The sequence below is a fragment of the Rhodomicrobium udaipurense JA643 genome (genome assembly GCF_000636015.1).
Taxonomy (GTDB): Bacteria; Pseudomonadota; Alphaproteobacteria; order Rhizobiales; family Rhodomicrobiaceae; genus Rhodomicrobium; species Rhodomicrobium udaipurense.
The window spans coordinates 1-4,296 of the sequence record NZ_JFZJ01000182.1; the positions used below are offsets into that span (position 1 = coordinate 1).

General features: G+C 63.7%; 5 protein-coding genes. 3 read left to right on the plus strand and 2 right to left on the minus strand.

Features of this window, described 5'->3' with window-relative positions:
* The first annotated feature begins 158 nt into the window (after positions 1 to 158).
* The 3 genes from lpxA (at position 159) to T281_RS16345 (ending at position 2,640) form a co-directional block, all read left to right on the plus strand.
* On the plus strand, positions 159 to 959 hold the full coding sequence (lpxA, locus tag T281_RS16335; RefSeq protein WP_037241981.1) for an acyl-ACP--UDP-N-acetylglucosamine O-acyltransferase: 801 nt from the start codon (positions 159 to 161) through the stop codon (positions 957 to 959).
* A complete protein-coding gene (locus T281_RS16340; RefSeq protein ID WP_081796869.1) occupies positions 956 to 1,855 on the plus strand; it encodes an LpxI family protein in 900 nt (299 codons plus the stop codon). The genes lpxA and T281_RS16340 overlap by 4 nt, the downstream gene beginning before the upstream one ends.
* A gap of 398 nt (positions 1,856 to 2,253) precedes the next feature.
* Complete coding sequence (locus tag T281_RS16345; RefSeq protein ID WP_037241984.1) at positions 2,254 to 2,640, plus strand: DUF423 domain-containing protein; 387 nt, start codon at positions 2,254 to 2,256, stop codon at positions 2,638 to 2,640.
* A 271-nt stretch (positions 2,641 to 2,911) separates the two neighbouring features.
* Here T281_RS16345 and T281_RS16350 read toward each other — a convergent pair whose 3' ends face one another.
* A complete protein-coding gene (locus T281_RS16350; RefSeq protein WP_037241987.1) occupies positions 2,912 to 3,418 on the minus strand; it encodes a hypothetical protein in 507 nt (168 codons plus the stop codon).
* Positions 3,419 to 3,809: 391 nt separating this feature from the next.
* Positions 3,810 to 4,296, minus strand: a 487-nt coding sequence (locus tag T281_RS16355; protein WP_037241990.1) for an SHOCT domain-containing protein, incomplete at its 5' end; no start/stop codon positions are given.

Here is a 4,296-nt window from a genome sequence, read left to right on the forward strand (position 1 = left end):
GGTGCACTTCCATATGACCAAGAAGCGGAATCGCGGGCGCGTCTGGCGGTTCGACGGCAAAGCCAGGGTGAACGGTCAGCTTGTGGCGGAAGCAGAGATCAGCGCCATGATCGTCGATGCGAACGACAACAAGGGCGCTTAAAGCGCGTAGGTCTGTCATGACAGAGATGCTGGTGCATTCTTCGGCGGCGATCGATCCGCGCGCAACGCTCGAAGAGGGCGTGGAAATCGGACCGTTCGCGGTGATCGGACCGAATGTCACGTTGCGCAAGAACGTGAAGGTCCATGCGCACGTCGTCATCACCGGCGCGACGGAAATCGGTGAGGGGTGCGAAATTCATCCCTTCGCGGTTCTTGGCGGTCCCCCGCAGGACGTGAAATACCAGGGGGAACGTAGCGAACTTTTAGTAGGCGCGCGCACCATCGTTCGCGAGCATGTCACCATGAACGGCGGCACGGCCGGCGGCGGGCACGTGACGCGCGTTGGAAGCCATTGCCTCTTTCTCACCGGTAGCCACGTTGCGCACGATTGCCAGATTGGCGATCATGTCTTCCTCATCAACAACGCGACACTCGCTGGCCACGTCACGGTCGAAGATTACGCCATCCTCGGCGGGCTCTCGGCGGTTCACCAGTGGGTTCGGGTCGGGGCCCACGGCTTCGTCGGCGGCATGTCGGGTGTCGAAGCAGACGTCATCCCGTTCGGCATGGTGCTGGGAAATCGCGCTGCGCTGGCCGGGCTCAACATTGTCGGCTTGAAACGGCACGGCTTTGAGCGCGATCAGATCCACTCGCTGCGCAAGGCGTATCGCCTGCTGTTTTCGGCGGAAGGCACGCTTTCCGAGCGCCTCGACGATGTCGAGAAAATGTTTGCGGACGATCCCGCCGTGCAGCGCATCGTGTCGTTCATGCGGGCCAAGACGGATCGCTCGTTCTGCGTGCCACGCGCTCAGGCATGACGGTTCCTGCCGGGGCCGGGGAACCGGGAGCGAAGACTGGCGCGGCAGCAGGAGCTTCGCGCATCGGCATCGTCGCTGGAGGTGGCACACTGCCGCTCGCCGTTGCCGAGGCGGCGACCGCGCGCGGCGAGCGCCCCTACATCGTCGGCCTTCAGGGAAACGCATCATCCTCCATCGAAAGCTTTCCGCATAGCTATGCCGGAATCGGCCAGATCGGTCGCATTCTCGGTGCGCTCCGCCGCGAGGGTTGCGAGCGCGTCGTCTTCGTCGGCAGTTTGCGTCGACCCAATCTCTTGCGCGTGAGGATCGACAGCGGTTTTGTGCGCCATTTGCCGGAGCTTCTGCGCATATTGCGTGGCGGCGACGACTCCGTGTTGCGCGCGGTGGCGCGGTTTTTCGAGGCGCGCGGTTTCGAAGTTCTGGCTGCGCACGAGGTCGCGCCGCGGCTGCTGGCCCCCGCTGGCGTGTTCGCCGGAGCCACGCCGAACGCCGAAGCGCTTGCCGATATCCGGCTCGCCTTCAATGTTGCCCGTGCGCTAGGCGAGTACGATATCGGGCAGGGGGCGGTCGTCGCGCGGGGGTATGTGCTTGCGGTGGAGGCGGCCGAGGGGACCGACGCCATGCTTTCGCGATGCCGCGATCTCAACCGCTGGGGCTTCAAGAACCGCCAAGGCGTGCTGGTGAAGATGCCCAAGCCGGGCCAGGATCTCCGCCTCGACATGCCTGCCATCGGGCCGCGCACGGTCGAACTTGCTGCCGAGGCCGGGCTCGCGGGGATCGCGGTCGCGGCCGGAGGCGTACTGCTGGCTGAGCAGCAGGCCATCGTGGAAAAGGCCCATGCGCTGGGCCTGTTTCTTTATGGGGTGGATGGGGAAGAGTTGCGCGCGTGGCAGTAAAGCCCTGATGGGCTCTCATCGCACGGATTCACCGATCCTGCGACAAACTCGCACTTGTATGGCTGCGCGTTCAGGATGCGGGTCGGGCCGATAATATTTGGTCGGCGGGGTTTGCGATTGTCGTTCAGCGGGCCTGCAAACGGCCAGCAACCGAGCTTGCGGCGCGTCTGCATCCCGTTCCGCGCCTGTTAATCGCTTCCGTCGATTGGCCGTGACGACCGCGGCGCGATGGCGTAGGACGTGGCCTTATAAAGGTGCGCACCGGCACGCCTGATGCGCGAGCGGTCGGCTTTGCTTCGGTTCAGTGCGCCCGGCGGCGGGAACCCTGTCGCACAGGGCACGCCGATTTCATTGTTTCGGCCGGAGGATGAACCCGCCGGCGTGTTTGGGGGACAAACATGGGACGTTTCTGGATATTTATCGCTGCAGTTCTCGGAGCACTTTCGGTCGCGGCCGGAGCCATCGGCGCGCATGAGGTGACTGCCGATGCGTCGCGTCAGCCATTCGCCACAGCCTCGGTCTATCACACGATGCATTCGCTCGCGCTGCTCGGCGTCGGCGTCGTTCTATTCATCTCGCAGGGCTGGCGCACGCATGTCGGCACGATTTTCCTGAACCTCGCCGCGCTCCTGTTCGTCGCCGGTATCATCCTGTTCTCGGGCGGCATCTATGCGCGCCATGCGGAGATTTTTGCGACGCCGTTCGGCGTGGTTCCCGCTGGCGGCGTGGCGCTCATCGGCGGCTGGCTGGCTCTCGCTATCGGCGCTCTCGGCTTGCGCCGCTAGCATCGGCCGCACTGTCGCACGACACAAAGAAGCCGGTGCTCGGGCGACGACGAGCCTCGTCGACGCCTGCTACCGGCTTGTTGCACGAAACCTTCCGCCGTCCGTGGTGCGCGGGGGCGCGCTCCCCTGCTCCTCGGCGCCTGCGGAAAACACTGGACGCTTTGTCACGCGGTGTTCACTCCATTCCGTTACGCAGCACTCGTTCTGAAATTGCGGCTCGACTGCGGCTGGAAGCGGCTGTCGGAACCCTCTGCTTGATGATGAACCCGGTTTAGTGAGCGGTCATGCCGTTGGCGGCTGTCTTGCGGCGGCGGCCCCGCGCTTTCGGCGCAGCGGCGACAAGGACGGCGGAAAGTTCGAGGGCAGCGGCCGGGATTTCGATGGGCGCACCCGAAACTTCGATCGCTTGAGCGGCCGTGACTTCGATTTCAGCCGGAACCGCGATCGCTTCAACTGCGGCGACTTCGACGATGGCCGGAACCTCGGCGGCGGCGACGGCTTCGACCTTCGCCTTAGGCTTGCGGCCACGGCGCGCGGGCTGCTTCGGCTCGACGACAGTCGCGGCGGCGGCTGCGGCAGCAGCAGCGGTGCGCTTCGCGGTGGCGGCGGCCTTTCGAGCGGCCTTGCGAACGCGGACGATTTCGGCGTTCGCGAGACGGATCAGTGCGCGCAGTTCCTCGGAAATCGCGGCGTCGAGCGCGGCGACCGCGTCGGCGGCGTTGGCGAGATTATGAGCGATCGTGTTGATCGCGACCGTGTTGGGAGAGAGAGAAGCCATGGTTTGTTGCTTTCGGTTTTGAACCGGCCCCCGCGGCCGGCTTCCCCTTTAGCAATCTATGGTTGTGTTTAATTTTACGTAAAAAAAGCGCGCATTAAATCAATGGGCTGGCATATGTTTGCTCATTATACGGATCAGTTTGTGATCTAACCAACTGTATAACAAGAGAAAATATCACATGTCGCCGACCTCATTAGGGTGCGGGCAAGTCATTGTCTAATAGGCGCTTTTTTTATTCGCCGATTCCGAATCACTTCAATTTGCGCGTTCTGCGTGTGATTTCGGGCGCAAAAAAAGCGCCACGCAAATGCGTCGCGCTTGTCGGTTCCCCGCAATATGCCTCTGCGCCGCGCGGACTTTTCGCATCACGCGGCGCGCGGGTGCTTCCGCGTTAAAGCCGCTTGAGAATTTCCGCCTTCTTCGCGGCGAATTCTTCCTCGGAGATGTAGCCCTTGTCGCGCAAGCTGCCGAGCTGTTCGAGAAGTGCCAAGCCCGCGCTTCGAAGCTCACTGGCCGTGGGCACTCCGGATGTCGTGACCGCGGCCGGTGACGCATGCTCGCCGCCGTGTGCCGACGCAGCGGGCGCATGTTGTCCGGCCGGGCCGCCGACGCGCGGCAGGGTGTCTATCCGCACCGTGCCGTTCTGGCTCGAAAACGTCATGCTGTCGCCGCCGCCCTGCTGTTGGCCGAAGCCGTACACCGAATAGCCCGTGGTGTCGTAAATCTCGACGCGGCCATTGCCGTAATCGATAGCGAGGCGGCTGGAGCCCGGAAAATAGGCGTAGCGCGTCGTATTCTGGCCGCCCGTGGAGGACGGATTGCCAAGCTCCGATGGCCACCAGCCTCCGGACGACGATTGGCCGAAACCGCCGCCGCCC

Excerpts from the sequence above, each read along its gene's own strand:
- lpxA (WP_037241981.1), top strand. The coding sequence starts at position 159 with ATGACAGAGATGCTGGTGCATTCTTCGGCGGCGATCGATCCGCGCGCA.
- T281_RS16340 (WP_081796869.1), top strand. The coding sequence starts at position 956 with ATGACGGTTCCTGCCGGGGCCGGGGAACCGGGAGCGAAGACTGGCGCG.
- T281_RS16345 (WP_037241984.1), top strand. The coding sequence starts at position 2,254 with ATGGGACGTTTCTGGATATTTATCGCTGCAGTTCTCGGAGCACTTTCG.
- T281_RS16350 (WP_037241987.1), bottom strand. The coding sequence starts at position 3,418 with ATGGCTTCTCTCTCTCCCAACACGGTCGCGATCAACACGATCGCTCAT.